At 44.3% G+C, this 18,735-nt stretch carries 18 protein-coding genes, 1 tRNA gene and 1 pseudogene; 5 read left to right on the plus strand and 15 right to left on the minus strand.

Going from position 1 to position 18,735, the window contains the following annotated elements; translation table 11 throughout:
• Nucleotides 1-12 precede the first annotated feature (12 nt).
• The gene (gene ypdB / locus AACU94_RS04195) at nt 13-747 is read right to left on the minus strand and encodes a two-component system response regulator YpdB (protein ID WP_135488978.1); all 735 of its coding nucleotides are present in this window, start codon (nt 745-747) and stop codon (nt 13-15) included.
• Between the two features lie 14 nt (nt 748-761).
• The gene (ypdA, locus tag AACU94_RS04200; protein WP_130207334.1) at nt 762-2,459 is read right to left on the minus strand and encodes a two-component system sensor histidine kinase YpdA; all 1,698 of its coding nucleotides are present in this window, start codon (nt 2,457-2,459) and stop codon (nt 762-764) included.
• A gap of 375 nt (nt 2,460-2,834) precedes the next feature.
• On the opposite strand from ypdA, the gene alaC reads away from it, so the two are divergent.
• Nucleotides 2,835-4,073, plus strand: a complete 1,239-nt coding sequence (gene alaC, locus AACU94_RS04205) for an alanine transaminase (protein ID WP_135488979.1) — start codon at nt 2,835-2,837, stop codon at nt 4,071-4,073.
• 64 nt (nt 4,074-4,137) lie between these two features.
• On the opposite strand, the gene ypdK is transcribed toward alaC, so the two are convergent.
• Both ypdK and lpxP read right to left on the minus strand, forming a co-directional pair.
• A complete protein-coding gene (gene ypdK / locus AACU94_RS04210) occupies nt 4,138-4,209 on the minus strand; it encodes a membrane protein YpdK (protein ID WP_010723117.1) in 72 nt (23 codons plus the stop codon).
• 322 nt (nt 4,210-4,531) lie between these two features.
• Nucleotides 4,532-5,452: a kdo(2)-lipid IV(A) palmitoleoyltransferase gene (gene lpxP / locus AACU94_RS04215; RefSeq protein WP_064526419.1), complete on the minus strand. Its 921-nt coding sequence runs from the start codon at nt 5,450-5,452 to the stop codon at nt 4,532-4,534.
• Nucleotides 5,453-5,803: 351 nt separating this feature from the next.
• Here lpxP and AACU94_RS04220 point away from each other — a divergent pair, with 351 nt between their 5' ends.
• Nucleotides 5,804-6,046, plus strand: a complete 243-nt coding sequence (locus tag AACU94_RS04220; protein WP_130216891.1) for a YfdY family protein — start codon at nt 5,804-5,806, stop codon at nt 6,044-6,046.
• Between the two features lie 933 nt (nt 6,047-6,979).
• On the opposite strand, the gene AACU94_RS04225 is transcribed toward AACU94_RS04220, so the two are convergent.
• From AACU94_RS04225 to AACU94_RS04260, 8 genes are all read right to left on the minus strand, one after another.
• Complete coding sequence (locus AACU94_RS04225; protein ID WP_130216892.1) at nt 6,980-8,290, minus strand: hypothetical protein; 1,311 nt, start codon at nt 8,288-8,290, stop codon at nt 6,980-6,982.
• A 2-nt stretch (nt 8,291-8,292) separates the two neighbouring features.
• Entirely contained in the window at nt 8,293-9,105 is an 813-nt protein-coding gene (locus tag AACU94_RS04230) for a glycosyltransferase family 2 protein (protein ID WP_130216893.1), read from the minus strand.
• Between the two features lie 5 nt (nt 9,106-9,110).
• Nucleotides 9,111-9,467, minus strand: coding sequence for a DMT family transporter (locus tag AACU94_RS04235; protein WP_130216894.1), 357 nt, complete (start codon nt 9,465-9,467; stop codon nt 9,111-9,113).
• A gap of 14 nt (nt 9,468-9,481) precedes the next feature.
• Nucleotides 9,482-10,036: a sugar phosphate isomerase/epimerase family protein gene (locus tag AACU94_RS04240; protein ID WP_240726030.1), complete on the minus strand. Its 555-nt coding sequence runs from the start codon at nt 10,034-10,036 to the stop codon at nt 9,482-9,484.
• Nucleotides 10,037-10,299: 263 nt separating this feature from the next.
• A complete protein-coding gene (locus tag AACU94_RS04245; protein ID WP_240726431.1) occupies nt 10,300-10,815 on the minus strand; it encodes a hypothetical protein in 516 nt (171 codons plus the stop codon).
• Between the two features lie 55 nt (nt 10,816-10,870).
• Nucleotides 10,871-11,068: a hypothetical protein gene (locus AACU94_RS04250; RefSeq protein WP_240726031.1), complete on the minus strand. Its 198-nt coding sequence runs from the start codon at nt 11,066-11,068 to the stop codon at nt 10,871-10,873.
• The gene (locus AACU94_RS04255; protein WP_130216897.1) at nt 11,056-12,093 is read right to left on the minus strand and encodes a glycosyl transferase family 2; all 1,038 of its coding nucleotides are present in this window, start codon (nt 12,091-12,093) and stop codon (nt 11,056-11,058) included. The genes AACU94_RS04250 and AACU94_RS04255 overlap by 13 nt, the downstream gene beginning before the upstream one ends.
• 5 nt (nt 12,094-12,098) lie before the next feature.
• Entirely contained in the window at nt 12,099-13,214 is a 1,116-nt protein-coding gene (locus AACU94_RS04260; protein WP_135488980.1) for an FAD-dependent oxidoreductase, read from the minus strand.
• A 286-nt stretch (nt 13,215-13,500) separates the two neighbouring features.
• Between AACU94_RS04260 and AACU94_RS04265 the strand changes: the two are divergent.
• Nucleotides 13,501-14,160, plus strand: a pseudogene (locus AACU94_RS04265) (transposase); the annotation flags it as partial.
• Between the two features lie 695 nt (nt 14,161-14,855).
• Here the strand turns inward: AACU94_RS04265 and AACU94_RS04270 are convergent.
• Nucleotides 14,856-14,930, minus strand: a tRNA-Arg gene (locus tag AACU94_RS04270).
• 75 nt (nt 14,931-15,005) lie between these two features.
• Nucleotides 15,006-15,938, minus strand: coding sequence for a formate/nitrite transporter family protein (locus AACU94_RS04275; protein ID WP_130216903.1), 933 nt, complete (start codon nt 15,936-15,938; stop codon nt 15,006-15,008).
• Between the two features lie 78 nt (nt 15,939-16,016).
• Here AACU94_RS04275 and AACU94_RS04280 point away from each other — a divergent pair, with 78 nt between their 5' ends.
• Both AACU94_RS04280 and mlaA read left to right on the plus strand, forming a co-directional pair.
• Nucleotides 16,017-16,205 carry a hypothetical protein gene (locus AACU94_RS04280; protein ID WP_130207306.1) on the plus strand — a complete coding sequence of 63 codons (189 nt, stop codon included), beginning with the start codon at nt 16,017-16,019 and terminating at the stop codon, nt 16,203-16,205.
• Between the two features lie 26 nt (nt 16,206-16,231).
• Nucleotides 16,232-16,987, plus strand: a complete 756-nt coding sequence (gene mlaA / locus AACU94_RS04285; protein WP_130207304.1) for a phospholipid-binding lipoprotein MlaA — start codon at nt 16,232-16,234, stop codon at nt 16,985-16,987.
• Between the two features lie 61 nt (nt 16,988-17,048).
• On the opposite strand, the gene fadL is transcribed toward mlaA, so the two are convergent.
• The gene (gene fadL, locus AACU94_RS04290; RefSeq protein ID WP_024212665.1) at nt 17,049-18,389 is read right to left on the minus strand and encodes a long-chain fatty acid transporter FadL; all 1,341 of its coding nucleotides are present in this window, start codon (nt 18,387-18,389) and stop codon (nt 17,049-17,051) included.
• Nucleotides 18,390-18,735: the final 346 nt, after the last annotated feature.

The following is an 18,735-nucleotide window of genomic DNA, read 5'->3' on the forward strand; positions in this document are numbered from 1 at the left end:
GAAAGTTCCCGATTACAGATGCATTAACTGGCGGAATTCTTTAACTTTGCTGCGGCTGACTGGCACTTCAAAATCCAGATCTTTCAGCCGCAGAATATAGGTATTATTAAACCACGGTTCTATCTCGCGGATTTTGTTCAGGTTGACGCAAAACGAGCGATGGCAGCGGAAAAAGTGCGACGACGGCAGTTTGCTGCAAAACTCGGTGATGTTCATTGGCATCACATAAGATTCACGCCGCGTATAGACAAAGGTCATTTTCTCGTGCGCTTCGGCGTAGTAGATATCATTAACCGGCGTCACGATGAGGCGTTCATCTTTCACCAGATTGATGGTGTCATTCTCACGCGTTAACGGCACAGTGGGCGAACTGCTGGTTTGTTGCTGCTGCCAGGCGGCTTCCAGCTTTTGCAGCATCCCGGTAATCCGTGACTCCTGATACGGTTTGAGAATGTAGTCAAACGCCTCCAGTTCAAACGCTTCCACCGCATGTTCTTTCCACGCGGTGATAAACACAATAAACGGCTTATGGGCGAACTGGCTGATGTTTTGTGCCAGCAGCACGCCATCCAGCGACGGAATATTGATATCCAGAAAAATGGCGTCGACGCGGTTATGCTGCAAAAACTTCAACACGTCCAGACCGTCGTCAAAGGTGCCGACAATCTCCATCTGGCTGTGCTCTTTAATAAGCCAGCTAAGTTCCTGTTGTGCCAGGAATTCGTCTTCAACAATGATGACTTTCACAATATCACTCCGGCTCAAAGCAATAACGTAGCCTGTGAGGCGACAGGGGTGCGTTGGTTAGGAATGTAAAACGCAATTTCCGTTCCTGGTTCCAGGCGGCGGATATGCAGCCCCTCGCCATATAACAACTTCACGCGATGATGCACATTCAGCAGGCCGATTTTATTGCCCGGCATTTCATTCGCTTCGACCCGCTCAATCACCTTTGGATCGATGCCATGCCCGGTATCTCTTACCGCAATACGGACCCGATTACCGCACTCCGCAACGCTGATGGTGACAACCCCTTTTCCCTTGCAAGGCTGAATACCGTGGACAATGGCGTTCTCCACTAACGGCTGGATCAGCAGACTGGGAATACAGCAATTCACCTCTTCATCAATATCATAGATAACCGTCAGCTTGTCGCCAAAGCGGGCCTGCTCAATGGCGATATAGTCTTTAATTTGGTACAGCTCTTTTTTGATATCAATTTGCTCATCGTCTTTTAATTCAATGTTATAGCGCAGATAGCGCGACAAATTAAAGATTAGCTGGCGAGCAGTGTCTGGATTCAGACGAATCGACGATGAAATAGCGTTCAGAGCGTTAAACAGAAAATGGGGATTAATTTTGCTTTGCAGGGCGCGAAGCTCTGCCTTATTTGCCATTTCCCGTAGCTGCTCGGCGCGAGAAACCTCCAGTTGGGTAGAGATGATTTGCGACAAACCGACCGCCATTTCCTGTAATGATGACGTAATTTGGTGCGCGTGGCAGTAGTAAATTTTCAGTGTTCCGGTCACCACGCCTTTCTCCCACAATGGGATCACCAGCATGGAATGAATCTCAGGTGTGCGGTGGGCTTCATCATTGTTTTTAATGATGATTTTTCCGTAATTCATCGCCTGGCGGGTAGTCGGGCTAATGAAGTCATCGCCATTCTGATAGTTGTGCTCACCCACGCCAACATAGGCCAGCACATGATCGGTATTGGTAATGGCTACCGCATCGGCATGAATATCATCGCGGATAATTTCGCAGACCTTGCGTAATGACTCGCTATTAACATGGCGAAACAGAGGCAGCGTTTTGTTGGCGATATCCAGCGCCAGCTTGGCCTGCCGCGCGGCGCTGGCCTCTTTTTCGCCCTCAACACTTTGTACCAGCAACACAATAAAGCCGATACAGACACTGCCGAGGATCATCGGGATACCGATTTTGGAGACGATATCCAGCCCCAGCTCAGTGGTCGGCGCCCAGACAATCACCAGAATCATGGTCAACGTTTCACAGAGCATGCCGCCGAGAATACCGACGCGCCAACGCTGCGCTTTGGGGATTTTCAGGTTGATCCAACCAGAGATGCATCCCGCCAGAATACTGGTGATAAAGCAGGGGATAGCCGTCACGCCGCCGATATCAATTAAATAACGATGAATACCTGCGATTACCCCGGTAATAATGCCTACCCACGGGCCAAACAGAATCCCGCCTGACATCACCGCAATAATACGCACGTTAACCAGCGAACCTTCCACCGGTACGCCGGACCAGGTGCTGAACAAGGCGAACATCGAGAAAATGGCGGTAACAGCGAGCAGCTCTTTCGCTGAGTGCGCCGATTTGTGCAACAGCTCGCGAAACAGGCGGATACGGATGAGGAAAAACAGGCAGATAAGCATTAGCGCTGCCCGATCGAAGACCGCCAGCAGCATGTTGAATATTTCGTGCACGGGTGACTCTGAATAAGGTTTAAACCTCTATGATAGGTAACCTGAAGGCTGATGACCAGTGCGCTACTTTTGAGGAAAAACCACAAATTTAAAAGGGGATTGAAAGATAAATGGTGTACTGGCAATACATCTCTTGTCAGCATCAAGCCAATTAGTAAATTTATTGAAATTATATTGTTAATGTAATGGGTGATAATTTTCTTGTTGGCGAATCTGACTTTCCTGTTTTTAAGGTTTTGTTCCTCTTTTTTCGCATTGATAAAAATTTTCCAAAACGCTGGACAGACAGAAATTAATCAGGCTATTTTCAAAACAGCCACCATCGTGGCAGCGTCGCTCGGACGGTCCGGGCGCTAACGTTAATCTGAGGAAATTATGGCTGACACTCGCCCTGAACGTCGCTTTACGCGCATTGATCGTCTCCCGCCCTACGTTTTTAACATTACCGCTGAACTGAAGATGGCTGCGCGTCGTCGCGGCGAAGATATTATCGATTTCAGCATGGGTAACCCAGACGGTGCGACTCCGCCGCATATTGTCGAAAAATTATGTACTGTGGTGCAGCGACCGGACACACACGGTTACTCCACCTCACGCGGTATTCCTCGGTTACGTCGCGCGATTTCCCGCTGGTATCAGGAACGTTACGACGTTGAAATCGACCCGGAATCAGAAGCCATCGTCACCATCGGTTCGAAAGAGGGGCTGGCGCACCTGATGCTGGCGACGCTGGATCACGGTGACACCGTGCTGGTACCGAATCCAAGCTACCCCATTCATATTTATGGCGCGGTGATTGCTGGTGCTCAGGTACGTTCAGTGCCGCTGGTGGAAGGTGTCGATTTCTTCAACGAACTGGAACGCGCTATTCGTGAAAGTTATCCGAAACCAAAGATGATGATCCTTGGCTTCCCGTCAAACCCAACCGCGCAATGCGTGGAACTGGAGTTTTTCGAAAAAGTAGTGGCGCTGGCGAAACGCTACGATGTACTGGTGGTCCATGACCTGGCCTATGCGGATATCGTCTACGATGGCTGGAAAGCGCCGTCAATCATGCAGGTGCCGGGCGCACGTGACGTAGCGGTCGAGTTCTTTACGCTGTCGAAAAGCTACAATATGGCGGGCTGGCGTATTGGCTTTATGGTCGGCAATAAAACACTGGTCAGCGCGTTGGCACGTATTAAAAGCTATCACGATTACGGTACCTTTACACCGTTGCAGGTGGCGGCGATTGCGGCGCTGGAGGGCGATCAACAGTGCGTGCGCGACATTGCCGAACAGTACAAACGCCGCCGCGATGTGCTGGTAAAAGGGCTGCATGAAGCGGGCTGGATGGTTGAAATGCCGAAAGCCTCGATGTATGTCTGGGCGAAAATCCCGGAACCGTATGCGGCAATGGGCTCGCTGGAATTTGCCAAGAAGCTGCTTAACGAAGCGAAAGTGTGTGTCTCACCCGGCATCGGCTTTGGCGACTACGGCGACACGCATGTACGCTTTGCACTGATTGAAAACCGTGATCGTATTCGTCAGGCCATCAGAGGGATTAAAGCGATGTTCCGTGCCGACGGTTTACTGCCCGCCAGCAGCAAACATATTCACGAAAACGCGGAATAAACACCATCGCCAGAAATGCAAACAGGAGCCTGATGGCTCCTGTTTTTCGTTTCGCAGTTTACTTTTAGATCATCAGGGCAAAAGTACCGGCCCAAACGATGACCATAAAAGAAATGCCCATAAAGAAATATTTCACTTTACATCTCTCCGCGTAATTACTGTTACGCCTGAATGACTTCATTACACCTGTTACAGTGAGCTGACACCCGCGAGCATCACCTCAGAATTCTGAGCATATTGGCTCGAGACGGCGCTAATGTACGCCTAAAACTAAATCGAAACAAGTGGCATTTTCTTATTTACTTTTAGTAACTTACGAGTGTCGCATATCGGCGACAGATTGATTTCTGGAAGTAATAATTCACGATTCAGCGAAGGGAAAAATCTTAAGGAAAAAGCCATAAAAACCATGATGTTATTATGGCTTATCTGAGGAGGGAAAAAGCCTGGGTTATTTGTTAAACGTATAACGAGGCTTCACCCACCGGACGCGTTTTGAAGCGGCGATGGATCCAGAGATACTGCTCTGGTGCGCGCATAATCTCTTTCTCAATAATTTTGTTCATATAGGCGGCGGCCTGAATTTCATCAGCCGGATAGCCTTCCATTTCTGGCGTAATAAACAGACGGTAACCGCTATAATCGGTTTTTCGTACCATCGTCACAGTTAGCATAGCTGCGCCAGAGAGGCGAGAGAGAACGTAGGTGCCATTGGTAGTAGCAACATTTTCTACCGCAAAGAACGGCGCGAAGGAGCTACCTTTACGACCATAATCCTGGTCAGGTGCAAACCATACGGCTTCACCTTTTTTCAGCGCACTGACAATGCCGCGCAGATTATTTCTACCGATCATCGCTTTATTGGAACGCATGCGACCACGGGTTTGTACCCATTCCATCAGTTGATTATTATGCGGACGGTAAGTTGCCATCATCGGTTGGCAAAGCCCCATTACGCGGCCACCCAATTCCAGCGACATAAAGTGCACACCGACAACCATCACGCCACGATTTTGCATTTGCGCGCGTTGCAGGTTATCCAGCCCTTCGACATCAAACCATTTACGCACGCGACGATCTGGCCAGAACCACGCCATTCCGGTTTCTACCAACGCCATTCCGAGCGAGCGAAAGTTGTCGGTAATCATCTTCTCGCGCTCTTCGGAGGAAAGCTGCGGGAAACAAAGCTCAAGGTTTTTGCGGGCGATGGATTCGCGACGTTTCAAGAACGGTCTGGCCATTGTGCCGATACGCGTGCCAAGGAAGCACAGAACAGGGTAAGGAAGTTGTACCCAAAGCCAGAGTACGCCAAGACCAAACCACGTCAGCCAGTAGCGAGGATGCAGGAACTCGCGGGAAAATTTGCATTGTGGAAACATAGTTACCTTCTGTAGATACGAATTGTTGTATCGCAGAAGATTCCATGTCTACAGCGGTACACTCAATTGATTGGGCCATCATGTACGACAATGGTTCCTGTAAAGAGTGTAAAGACTAGTCAGGACATAACCACGAGGAGCATGAATACGGTATTTCTATTTTATCACTAGCTGATTATTTTCAGCTAGTGATTATTTATTGCTCAAGTGAATATTTTTCAGTGATTTATAGTCATATCGATAATGTATTGTTTTTATTAATATTTTGCTGAAATTGCCAGTGGTTAAGAATTGTCTTACTATTGGAGTAATTGAAGTAACACGTTTTTTAGCGCGGCAGGAGGTTGAGCTATGATTTATTTATGGATGTTTCTCGCCCTGTGTATCGTCTGCGTTAGCGGATATATCGGTCAGGTATTAAATGTAGTTTCTGCTGTCTCTTCATTCTTCGGCATGGTCATCCTTGCCGCACTCATTTATTACTCCACGATGTGGTTAACCAGTGGCAATGAGTTGGTCACGGGAATATTTATGTTTCTTGCACCAGCCTGCGGATTGATGATTCGCTTTATGGTGGGGTATGGAAGGCGGTAGTGGAGCGAAAATTTTAATGGCAGGTGTTCAGAGCACCAACTGAAGAGATTGTTCACCTGTGACCATCCATTTCGTGAATATATAATGCCACTTTAGAGCAATCGGCTGGAAATGATCGTTATTGTTGAGTTAGTGGCCGTTTTTACGTCATTTCCGATAAAAGGTCTTTGCATAGAATTGTGTACAAACACGAAAAAAGAGAGTGTTAGAAATTCTATGGCATTTCAGTAAATTGCATTCAGAAAGGAATGACGTATGTACCGGCCCTTCGATTTTGATAAAACCCTTAGGTGCTTCAGTCCGGAGCTAACGGATGAAGACGGCATTTTAGACCATTTAATCGAACAGTTAACCTCAGCTGCATTGACTGCGGAATTTGGCTCTCGTCTGGTTCAGTAGTTGGAAGCCAGATCTAAAAACGGTTCCAGTAAAAGATTATTATATTAAAGCCACAACGGGCAGTTTCGAATGGACTACGTCACGCGACTCTAATCACTCGGTTGACTCCCAATTAGTGAAAAGGCGCCAGATAACGTTCCCCGATAAGCTCGAACGGATAATCATTCTCTTGTTGTGCCTGGGGGACGCTGCGGGATCTCTGCAGTGAGATTGAAGATTTATATGCTTTAAGCGTGCCCGCTATGACCATCATCGCCATGACAAATAAGGTCATTTCTGAGTTAAACCAGTGTCAACAACGTCCACTGGAAAAGTTCTATCGTCTGTCTGGATGCCTGCCATTCAATATAAAATACAGGAAGATGACCGTTATCAGGACAAAGCAGTTAAGACGATACAAGAGCTGAATCTGGAAAGTAAAAAGAAGTTCTGAGTCTGTATCGGCTAAAAAAAGAATCGCTAGTTTCTGGTCATTTGTATTAAGTGACCAGTAAAATTAAAGCCCCTGCTTCGGGGCATAAATCATGCAATACTTTAGTGGCAGTGAATTTCGCTAATTAATTTTGTTGGAACAATCATAACCCAGTTTGCTGGTTTGATTTGTATGGCTGAATTTGCGTTATCAATTTTTTCAGCGTGACATATTGAATAATAAAAATGATCATTTAAAAAAATGTTTTTCTTCGCCATTTCGCTTTCTGATATTATGTCTGCATTCACAATATAAACACACAATAACACTCCGGAAATAAAATAAGATAAATAACTGATTGGCTTTGAGAAATTACATTGAGATAAACATGCTATGAACAATAAGATAGAGAGAAAGTTTGTTCCTACAAAATATCTATCGGGAAATGTAGTTTGATAGTTATTCAGGAGGTCGCTAAGACCGATTCTACCAAAAACAGTCGTAACAAGACAAATGAAAAGTGCGATCGCTAAAGTAAGTAAATGTCTTTTTATTGTTATATCTTTAGTTTTGAAAATAATTGTTGTACAAAAGATAATATATACAAATGATAGGATTATCGATATTGAATCATTTAATTTTTCGTACCACGGAAATATAAATGGATAAAGGAGTAGTCGAGCCGTTACCATTTCAATAATATTATTAGGGTTATAGCCATAGTCACCAAGTCCACCAGAACCATTGAGTCGAGGAAGTATAAATAAAGCTAATATGACCATGGATATAGCTAAAGGTAGCATATCCTTAATTAAAATATATTTATTTTTAACATTCAATAACTTGAAGGAATAATAAACCCCTACAATTATAAATACGACTGGGTTTGTTGCGGCAGTTAACCAGATCATTATGTCAATAATAATTTTAGCAATTTTTTTATTGACGTACTCTCTCTGTATAATAAGAGCACTCGCTATAGCTGGCATATAAAAACCAATTTGTAGCAAATGACCGATATTTTCAGATTGAGAATGACCTAAAGGCAATAAGAGAGCTATGGAATATGCTAAAATAGAAAATAATGGATTGGATATTTTAATGATTAAATGAAAAGCCATAACGGCCATTAGACTATAGAAAAAATACGATACTATAGCCAGGGATTGCGGAAGAAGTAATAATGGACTCCCGCTTATAATACTGCTGATTGATGTTGATACAAACAAAAAGAAAATATTAAAGAATACAAAATAATCTTCTCTGGCATTAATGAAGGTTTCTAGCCAACCATGATTCAATGCATTAGCAACCCAGACGCCATCTTCCGCATAAAGCCAGGGGTTGATGATTGGAGTCGTATAACGTATAGCCAAAATTATCATGCCAAATATTATTAAAATAATATAACTGCTGATGTTTATATTTTTCATTTTCATTTTCTCTGATTATAAAATCCAAAACACGCTTTAAATAAGACAATCAATACGGAAAAATTTCCTTTGATTCCATTTATTTTTGTAGGTATTTCACCTTTAGGATAACGACGAATGGTCGGAATTTCTAAGCAACGATAACCAAGTTGTGGGACTCGGTATGAAAGATATGCCAGTAGTTCATAAGATGAGAAAATATCTCGGAACGGTGCAACACGCTCGTCAAGCAGCATTTTACTACTATAACCCCTAAATCCTTGAGTGGTATCTGTCCATTTAAATCCTGAAAAGAAACTAAGCATAGGCGCATGGATAAAACGTATTGCAATATCTCGGGTGAGAGGAGTATTTTCTGCTAAACCACCATTAAGGAAACGAGACGCCTGGACGAAATGTACACCATTTTTTAGAGCTGTGATAAATTGTGGAATAGCCACAGGATCATCTTTGTCATTTCCATCAATAGTCACAATGCCTTCATAACCTCGCTCAAGAGCAAAAGCATAGGCACATCTTAGCTGTGCGCTTAGCTTACCCGGTGCTGTTTTCAGTATTAGACCACGAACGCCTTTTTCCTGTAGGATATTGGGATTCAGAGAACCATCGGTGCTACCACCATCAACAATAATTATATCTGCATAAGTTGATACATTTATGGCAGCCATTCTTGCTAATAGGTTATGTATACGATTGCCTTCGTTAATTACGGGGATAACGACGCAATAATTGTGTTTTCTACCAAGCCACATTTGGTTTTCGTAGGCAGGGACTTGCCATTTGACGCGAAGTGTTTGAGATATGAATTCAGTCATAATGTTTACTTAACTTTAAGGGTAATAAGGGCGACACCACTCATCACCAACAGAATTCCAGTAATGGTAGACCAGTAAACTGGCTCGCGGAAAATAATGACAGAGAATAATGCGACACAGGCAATTGCACCAGATGTCAGTATTGGGTGTGCTACATTCAAAGGTAAAAATGCCAGTGTAACAGCATATAACAAAAAGGCAATTCCATATAGAAATATCCCTAACCATAATGGCCAATTTGCAAGCGCGGCAAGAGGTTCAGCCAGACTTGGGAGCCTTCTGGGAGGGGTTATTGCTAATTTTATAAGAACACTGGCCGAGGCATTAGAAAATATGCCAAGAATTAAAATGAGCCACTTCATGCTATTCCCCCTTTCTACTGGCGATAATGAGAAATTGCGAAATTAAGAGCATCCTCAATAGAGGAAAGCGAATGTTTATTTTGGGGATCGAGCATTTCGATTGTTGCAATAGAGTTCGGTAATGCGTGATAGAGAGCATTAGCAATATGTGTATGGTTCGCACCACTACAGCCTAAAGGAGCCAGATCTGGTTCACTGAGATGAATATGACCTATAATGTCAGCGTCTTGCTGAAGGATATCATTAATATTTTCTTTGTTAATTATGATGGCCCCAGTATCCAGCTGCATTTTAATTGCTGGGTGATTTACTTGCCGAACAACAAAAGCAGTTTCAGCACTGTCAATCATAAAGTTTGCCCCGTAACAGACTGGGTTAGGTTCAAGGCAAAAATAAACGCCTTCTTGCCGCGCAATATCACCAAGATGATTAAAGAAATTTATTGCAGTTTCAAGAGTGATACTATCTGATAATCCCTTTCGGTCGCGGTTTTTAGGTGATCCAAACACTAATGCTGGAATTCCTAAACCAGCAGCAATACGACTGATAGCCTGTAAGTGAACCAACATTTTTTTTTTGTACTTCGTTGGTTGAAAAAAGATTTAACCCTTGGGTTCCAAATAATAATGATTGCATACCAACTAATGAAATTCCATTGTCATGCCAGTAATTACGAACGGCAAATATTTCGCGTTCACTAGCATCTAACGGATTAGGGAAGTATTTCCCAGGGACAATATCTATTGCATCAATCTGTCTGGAATGTAGTAGGTGACAGATAGAATCATCATCGGTTATATTCCAGGCCAAACCTGAGAGTGAAAGTCTCATTTTAATTACTGCCTATTTCAGATTGTGCATAAGCGCGTATTGCCATCAATGATTCACGACGGTTATACTGATAGTCATGATCGTTAGTAAATAGGTGGCTATGGCAACTTTTCATATCGTAATATCCAGGTTTATCCTGAATGTGATTGCAAAACTCGAAGCCAAAACTATGTTGTGCTATATCAGCGACGCTTATTGGTGCCGCAGTCAAATGTACCAGTGATAATTTATGTTGTAGCGCAATGTTAATGTCATACCACAAGTTGATCATCGGGTAAAATTGAAAAACACTACGACTTTCAATTTGTAAAATATTATTTTTATGCAAAAAATCATAGATAATGTTTTTTTTGAGACCTGGCCCAACGAGGCCTGGTAATCGTATAATTAGATTGTCAGGGAATTGTTTGCTAACAAATTGTTCTAAATAATATCTGTGTGCACCGTAAGCATGTAATCCTTCTGTTTCGATTGATGTAGTCTCATCAACATTAACTGGAACTTTAAAAATATCCACAGTACTAATCAAAATAAATTTTTGACAAGATATGGTTTTTAATTTTTCAATTAGGTTATTGATTTTTTTTTATGTCGTCGGCAGGGTCTTTATTTGCAAGCCATTTTTGTGCAGGGGCAGCGGCACAAACTACAGTATCAAATGTTTTTCCAAAAATTTCGTCGATGTTGGTTGAGCGATATAGTGCATCGAAACGACGTTGTCTTAATAAAGTTGTACCGACAAAACCGGAATATCCAATCAATGCGTCCATTCTTCCCCCATAGCCTGTGGTGTTAAACCATCACGACCAGTTTGTACATAATTAGACTCTGGTGACAGAGAAGTGTGCATAACATTAAACCTATCGGTATTAACCATGACCTCACTTGTTCGTTCATAAACCACTGCATACTCTGCCTGTGAGTTGCTTTCATCCAGCAGGCGTCCCAAATACTCGCCAAAAAAAGCCATCATGACGAACTGAATTATAAATAATGAAGTTACAACTAATATAGACGTTGTCCAGCCTTCAACAACAAGTCCACTGAACAGATGGATCAACACGCTATAACAAGCAAATAGAAAACCTGCAAGACTTCCGCCGAAACCGAGAATAGACATCCAACGTAGCGGCTTCGTGGAGTTAAATATTACCAAGTGCATCAATCGATGCAATGATTTTACTACCCCGGCGCCCTCTGATTGTTTTAGAGGTTTGTAGATGAGGGCTTCGGCTGGATAGCCGGTTTTGTGAATACGAAGATAGAATTGGTGGTGAAATCGCCCGATTCGAGTAACGGCATTTACAGCGCGACGGCTTAAACAACGTAACCCCGTTGAGTTAGAAGGAATCTCATAATCTATGGTGCGCAATGCAACATTCATGAGTCGACGAAGTATCCGATAACGTAGTGAACGAACGCTATTCGAGACACCAATTACGACATCGGCACCTTCACGACATTTGTTAACACTTTGAGGTACGACTTCTACCGGATCGGCCAGTGGATTCCATAAAACAACAAAATCACCGATAGCACTTTCTAATCCAGCCGCTAACGCAACATCATGAAATACGGGAGTGGATAGCTGGATTATTCGTACACAAGGAATATCCTTCAACACACGATCTTCTACCTGTGCACTAGTATTGTCTAACCCCGGTGCTATAACGACTAATTCGTAATCACTGTATAGCGTATCCAGAAGTGAGGCTAGTTTAGATAAAGGAGTATAGATATCATTCAAGTGGTCTGGAATGACAATAACGACTGATACAAAAGATTCACTTTTCATTTTTATCAACTCAACTCGATCACGCGTTCTATTTCATGTAGAGCATCATAAATATTGTCAATTTTCCCACCCATCACGCAGTGAAGCCCCTTCAATATATAATTCGGGCGAAATAAAATTGGGCGAGAATCATCGCTATCACTTCGTGGAAGGATTGTTTTTACTTCCCAGATAGAGCTTTGATATTGGCATTCACTCAAACAAGGGATATAACGCGTGGCATCTCTTATCATATGCCCCCAGGCCGAATGCCGTTCATTCAGTTCATACTTTCTATATGCATCCTCGTAAGGTTCATTTGGTCTGTCATTCCATTGGTAATGGGGTGTGTATCGAACATGGCTGAAGGAATGTAGTTGAGCTGGTGGGAATGGCATAACAGAAAAAAATGGACCACACATTAGTGTTAACCCCATTTTTTTTAGCTCATCTGGAACAGTTACAAGGCACATTTCCGTCATTTCATGACGAAGGGGAATTAATGTAAGCTCAGAACCATTCAAGAGATAATTAATTCTTGAATAAGTACAATTGAAAAGATGATCAACATAGCTAATATCTGGTTGTCCAGATATTGTTGTGATTACCTCTAACCCCTCACCAGATTTGCTAACTTTTTCAACAACCGCGTCCGTTACAATAGTAACTTTTGCCGCTGAAAGCCGTTGTAGCATTATATTACGCAGCTTATGGGAATCAAATGCATACTCACGGGTAGTAAACACCGCATCGATAAGTACAGGATTAATCAAACGTTTCACTGACGGAGGAGCATCTTCACATTCAGCACCTATACGTTGACAAAATCGGCTAAATTGTGCACCTGTTATTTTACTTAACGCACCTGCAACAAGGTAATATTTGGCAAAATCATCTTCAATGCAGTCGCGAAATTCAGTAACAAAGCGGGGGAAAGAGATACGAGAGCGTAACGCTGTCAAGATGCTGCGTGGATAATGATAGCCATTGTGCACTCGAGCCTGATTAACATAGGATGCTCGGGACATGAGTTCTTGACTTTTCTCATAAACTGTAACTTTACAACCCTTCAATGCAAGTTGTTCTGCCAGATACAAACCAAAAAAACCGCCTCCTGCGATTGCAATATTTTTACTCCCCATAATCGAAACCTCCGAAAATACGTTAAAACTAGAAGTATTAATATTGGTAAGTATTAATGTTTATAAGTATTAACGTTGATAAGTATTAATGTTGATAAGCATTAATGTTGGTAAGTTTGGGCGTACAAAAATTTAACTGCGGTTATATTTTTAGATTATCCTTAATATTGGGATAATACTTAATTCGTTAGATGAATGGAAGTCTATTGTGAATTTTAGTGGTTTATTTAATTTGTTCATCTGAACAGAGGTGATATGCTCACCTCAGAACAATACAGGTGCACAAATGAAAAGCCGAAAATCTAGTCCTGAATTCAAACGCGAATCCGCTCAACTGGTTGTTGTCCAGAACTAAACGGTGGCAGATGCCGCCAAAGCTATGGATGTCGGCCTTTCCACAATGACAAGATGGGGCAAACAACTGCGTGATAGCGTCAGGGAAAAACACCAAAAGCCTCCCCAATAACTCCGGAACAAATCGAAATACGTGAGCTAAAGAAAAAGATACAACGAATTGAAATGGAAAACGAAATATTAAAAAAGGCTACCGTGCTCTTGATGTCGGACTATCTTAACAGTTCTCGATAATCGGGAAACTCAGGGCGCGTTATCCTGTGGTCACTCTCTGCCACGTGTTCGGGGTTCATCGCAGTAGCTACAAATACTGGAAAAACCGTTCTGGAAAACCAGGCGGCAGACGGGCTGTATTACGCAGTCAGGTACTGAGCTACATAGCATCAGCTACGGTTCGGCAGGAGCAAGAAGCATCGCCACAATGGCAACCCAGAGAGGCTATCAGATGGGGCGCTGGCTTGCTGGCAGACTTATGAAAGAGTTGGGACTGGTCAGTTGCCAGCAGCCGACTCACCGGTACAGGCGAGTCGGTCATGAACATGTTGCTATCCCTAACTATCTTGAACGGCAGTTCGCCGTGACAGAGCCAAATTAAGTGTGATGTGGCGACGTAACGTATAGTGTGCCCGGAGTTCAGGGCGAGCATGGAGGCTCAAATAAACCACGAGTCTGTCTGGAATATTGAATCGATAACTCACGATGAGAAACCCAACAATCCCACCGGGGGTGATGGGGGAGAACCTGAGCGGCAGTGACCTGCGGCATGCCCGCAGGGTGATGTAACCCGCTGACAACAGGGATTGAAGCGAGATCACTAAGCCAGGATGATCCTCAAGGTTGAGTGCTGAAAGGCTGAAGAACATTAACTCGTTAATCCGCCTCTGTGGGTTGAAAACGTCACCACGGCCTACGTGATCTGACAGGCCGTGCAGAAGTAACGGGCAGTGATATGTAAGCACTGCCCGTCGAAGGTGTTTTGACATGTATGCGAAACACCTGGACAGCAGCGTCCATCACGTTCGCGTTGCTGACTTCTGCCAACTTGCGGCAAGCAAGGATAAAGAGTGCGATGGGCAGCCTCCTCAGTTTTTCTTTCGGCTTTGCTGCTTCAATCTGTTTAACGGTATGCATGGGTAAAAATCCGGTGGGTAAAATAACTTTATCCACTTTTTACCCGTCATGGAGTGCGGCTGTTACGATCTGACTCGGACCATGACGAACGGTGGATTCGGAAGGCTTGATATTCAAGGGATTTTGCGGACTGGTACGGATGGGCGAACTGATAACTGGTGTCCCCTGCAGGAATCGAACCTGCAATTAGCCCTTAGGAGGGGCTCGTTATATCCATTTAACTAAGAGGACAGCGCGGCATGAGTATACCCGCTAATGGACTGCGGGGTAAGTACACTGCCGCTCGATTGCTTAAACGCTCGCCACTCATGCCGGATTTTTATCATTTTTCTTAATGTTTTCCGCACGTTCTGCTTTCTGACGTGCTTCTTCTTTTCGCTTATTGCTCATGTCGTTGCGAATTTGCGCATGACTCATCAACGCGAAGATAAAGGTGCCGCCACAGATGTTTCCCGCCAGAGTGGGAAGCGCAAATGGCCAGACAAAATCGCTCCAGTGTAGTGTGCCGTTAAATACCAGATAGAGGATCTCTACGGAACCGACAACGATATGAGTGGTGTCTCCCAGGGCGATAAGCCAGGTCATCAAAATAATCACTACTATTTTTGCCGCACCCGCCGCCGGAAACATCCATACCATAGTAGCTATTAGCCAGCCGGAAATGATCGCATTGGCAAACATCTCGCTGGGCGAGTTCTTCATCACATCCATGCCGATTTTGACAAACGCATCGCGGGTTTCTTCATCAAAAATAGGCATATACTCAAAAGCCCACGCCGCAATACCCGTTCCCAGAATATTACCTAACAGAACAACGCCCCAAAGTCGCAGCAATAAACCAACATTGCCCATTGTCGGTTTTTGCATTACGGGCAGTACCGCAGTAACTGTATTCTCGGTGAATAATTGCTGGCGTGCCATAATAACGATAATAAAACCAAAGGTATAACCGAGATTCTCCAGCAAGAAACTCCCCGGCACGCCTTCCAGTTCGACACGAAAGATCCCTTTTGCCAGTAGCGACGCCCCCATCGACAGACCTGCTGCAATAGCTGACCACAGTAGCGCCATTGCGTCGCGCTCCAGCTCTTTTTCGCCGTCCTGACGAATATGTTCGTGGATAGCCATTGCCCGGGAAGGGAGCCGGTCTTCATCTATTTCAATTTTTTTTCCGCGCTCTTTTTCTTCACTCTCGACTTCAATTTCGTCACTGTGTTTATCAATTTTATCGTTATCCATGGTGAGTTCTCTTGATTAGCACGTATAGCTAAAGCGTAGCGGCTTTTTTGCTCGCAACTGGCGGGAGTTACTCTGAAAATGAATAAAAGGCAACGTTTGCCTTTTTCTGTTTCTATAGAATCAAGTAGCCTACAGGGCGGTGATTACCAGGCTATGATCAAATCAGCAAAACAGGGCGTATGGACATCATTTGACGTGCTGTTACAATCGCCCACACCTAAACAGGCGGATACGGTATCGTTCCGTCATGGATGGCAAACTGCATAAGCCATAAAAAAAACAGGGAGACATTTATGAAGCTTCGCCTGTCGGCGCTTGCTCTGGGAACTACGCTTCTGGTGGGGTGTGCGAGTTCCGGAACAGATCAGCAAGGGCGTTCTGACCCGTTAGAAGGGTTCAACCGCACCATGTACAATTTTAACTTCAATGTGTTAGACCCGTATGTGGTTCGACCGGTGGCTGTCGTGTGGCGTGATTATGTTCCGCAACCGGCACGTAATGGGTTAAGCAACTTTACTGGCAACCTTGAAGAACCTGCAGTGATGGTTAACTACTTCCTGCAGGGCGACCCTTATCAGGGGATGGTCCACTTTACCCGCTTTTTCCTGAACACTATTTTGGGGATGGGCGGTTTTATTGATGTTGCAGGGATGGCGAATCCGAAACTGCAACGAACGGAACCTCACCGTTTTGGTAGCACGCTCGGTCACTATGGCGTGGGGTATGGGCCTTATGTTCAGTTACCGTTCTACGGTAGCTTCACGCTGCGTGATGACGGCGGTGATATGGCTGATGGCCTCTATCCAGTACTTTCGTGGTTGACCTGGCCGATGTCGGTAGGTAAATGGACACTTGAAGGTATCGAAACGCGTGCGCAACTGCTGGATTCTGATGGCCTGCTTCGTCAGTCGTCCGATCCTTACGTCATGGTGCGCGAGGCGTACTTCCAGCGTCATGATTTCATCGCCAATGGCGGAGAGCTCAAACCGCAGGAAAACCCGAACGCGCAAGCGATTCAGGATGATTTAAAAGATATCGATTCTGAATAAGAAGCCAATAAAAAAGGTGAGTTGAAAAACTCACCTTTTTTGTTATTAAACTAACGTGTTATTAGAACGCGTAGTTAAAGTTAGTACCGAACAGCCAGGCTTTACCTTCAGATTCGAAGGAATAAGCTGCCGCTCCTTCACCTTCGGTGAATTTCACTTTCTGACCATGCATATAAGATGCGCCAACGTCAATGGATGCATCTTCATTAAATGCGTAGGTTAACCCAGCACTTAACCACAAACGATCCTGGTCAGGAATGGAAATAGAACGTTTATCTGCCGGAACCGGGCTGTCGTCATAAGCGATACCGGTACGGAAGGTCCAGTTTTTATCGTAATAGTAGGTTGTACCCAACGCGATACGATATGCGTCCCGGAATCCTTCATCTTTGTAGAACAGAGTCTGACCACTATCGCCTTTCGCTTTCAGTTCCTGGAACTGGCTCCAACTGGTATAGGCCATGCTGTAGTGAATTGCCCACTGCGGCGCAACACGGTTATAACCAGAAATCTCCCACATCTCAGGTAAATTCAGCGTCAGGGACCCATTTTGGGTTGCACCCATCGTGCCATATGGTAAGCCCATGTTACCCAAAATATTGTTCAGATTTGGGTTAATGGAGCTTTTGTAATCCCCTTCGAAGTCGATTTTAACTTCTGAACGATATGTCAGGCCCCAACGGTTATCTTTATCCAGTTCATAAAGAATACCCGCGTTCCAGCCAAAGCCCCATTCGTCACCTTTCAGATGAGCAATTTGAGAGTCCGGAGTATTAATACCATTGGTTAATGAAGCGGGTACACCTTGGGCAATCAGCTGTTGAGACAACAAAGGCCCCAGCGAACCTGCGTAACGCTCAATTTTTGCCTTGGCGTAAACAGCATCAAAACCAAGACCAAAACTCCAGCTATTGTTAAGGCGATAAGCCCCGCTAAGGTTAAGGTTGATTGTCTGCAGATCGGTTTTACCGCCATAGATACCAGCCGCGTAGTTATCGGTAAATTCCGTAGCCAGGCCGTAGTTGGAAGTTATTGACGCTCCCCAACCAAACTGATCGTTAATAGGCGCGACAAAGTGCAGGTTAGGTACCCACGCTGTCGGCGCGATATTTTTAGCATTTGCACTCTGACCGGTTAAATTAGAATGTCCGGTAATATCTACATCCGGATCAATATAAACCGCGCCCGCTGAAAAAGTTGGGCGGTCAAACATGGTAATCAACGCGGGGTTACGGCTGACGTTACCGGCATCATCGGCAATTGCGCCTTCCCCTGAATAAGCCCGGCCCAGGCCTGAGGAAGAAAATTCGTTTAGCTGAAAGCCTGCCGACCAGGCCTGGGTGGAGATAAGTGCCACTGCGACTGCGAGAGCAGACTTTGTAAACAGGGTTTTCTGGCTCATGACCATAACCTCAATAATTTATTTTTATACAAACTATGTTACGTGCTGTAACAGGAGCGCGAAGTGTAGGGTCTGATGTACATCTTAGAAATCAGACCAGTGGCGAGAGTATAGGTCGGACCAGATGGAATGTTGCAAGTATGTTTCTATGTTTTTTCAAATATGATCTAAGAAAAGCGATCCAGCTGGCAAAATTTGGAGGTAGCGCACTCATAGATTTGGGTGAATTTTGTTTTAGATCATTTTTAAGTGTGATTTCGGTCACTTATCCGATTTTGCAGAATTAACAACTGGAGTGGCACTTTTCAGAAGCGTAAAATATCCGCAACGTTTATCTGGCACCTTA

It is taken from the genome of Escherichia sp. E4702 (genome assembly GCF_963883545.1).
Classification (GTDB): domain Bacteria; phylum Pseudomonadota; class Gammaproteobacteria; order Enterobacterales; family Enterobacteriaceae; genus Escherichia.

What these genes read in the sequence shown, in the direction of transcription:
- alaC (WP_135488979.1), top strand. Translation starts at nt 2,835, where the DNA reads ATGGCTGACACTCGCCCTGAACGTCGCTTTACGCGCATTGATCGTCTC.
- lpxP (WP_064526419.1), bottom strand. Translation starts at nt 5,452, where the DNA reads ATGTTTCCACAATGCAAATTTTCCCGCGAGTTCCTGCATCCTCGCTAC.
- AACU94_RS04220 (WP_130216891.1), top strand. Translation starts at nt 5,804, where the DNA reads ATGATTTATTTATGGATGTTTCTCGCCCTGTGTATCGTCTGCGTTAGC.
- AACU94_RS04225 (WP_130216892.1), bottom strand. Translation starts at nt 8,290, where the DNA reads ATGAAAAATATAAACATCAGCAGTTATATTATTTTAATAATATTTGGC.
- AACU94_RS04230 (WP_130216893.1), bottom strand. Translation starts at nt 9,105, where the DNA reads ATGACTGAATTCATATCTCAAACACTTCGCGTCAAATGGCAAGTCCCT.
- AACU94_RS04235 (WP_130216894.1), bottom strand. Translation starts at nt 9,467, where the DNA reads ATGAAGTGGCTCATTTTAATTCTTGGCATATTTTCTAATGCCTCGGCC.
- AACU94_RS04240 (WP_240726030.1), bottom strand. Translation starts at nt 10,036, where the DNA reads ATGTTGGTTCACTTACAGGCTATCAGTCGTATTGCTGCTGGTTTAGGA.
- AACU94_RS04250 (WP_240726031.1), bottom strand. Translation starts at nt 11,068, where the DNA reads ATGGACGCATTGATTGGATATTCCGGTTTTGTCGGTACAACTTTATTA.
- AACU94_RS04255 (WP_130216897.1), bottom strand. Translation starts at nt 12,093, where the DNA reads ATGAAAAGTGAATCTTTTGTATCAGTCGTTATTGTCATTCCAGACCAC.
- AACU94_RS04260 (WP_135488980.1), bottom strand. Translation starts at nt 13,214, where the DNA reads ATGGGGAGTAAAAATATTGCAATCGCAGGAGGCGGTTTTTTTGGTTTG.
- AACU94_RS04275 (WP_130216903.1), bottom strand. Translation starts at nt 15,938, where the DNA reads ATGGATAACGATAAAATTGATAAACACAGTGACGAAATTGAAGTCGAG.
- AACU94_RS04280 (WP_130207306.1), top strand. Translation starts at nt 16,017, where the DNA reads ATGAATAAAAGGCAACGTTTGCCTTTTTCTGTTTCTATAGAATCAAGT.
- mlaA (WP_130207304.1), top strand. Translation starts at nt 16,232, where the DNA reads ATGAAGCTTCGCCTGTCGGCGCTTGCTCTGGGAACTACGCTTCTGGTG.
- fadL (WP_024212665.1), bottom strand. Translation starts at nt 18,389, where the DNA reads ATGAGCCAGAAAACCCTGTTTACAAAGTCTGCTCTCGCAGTCGCAGTG.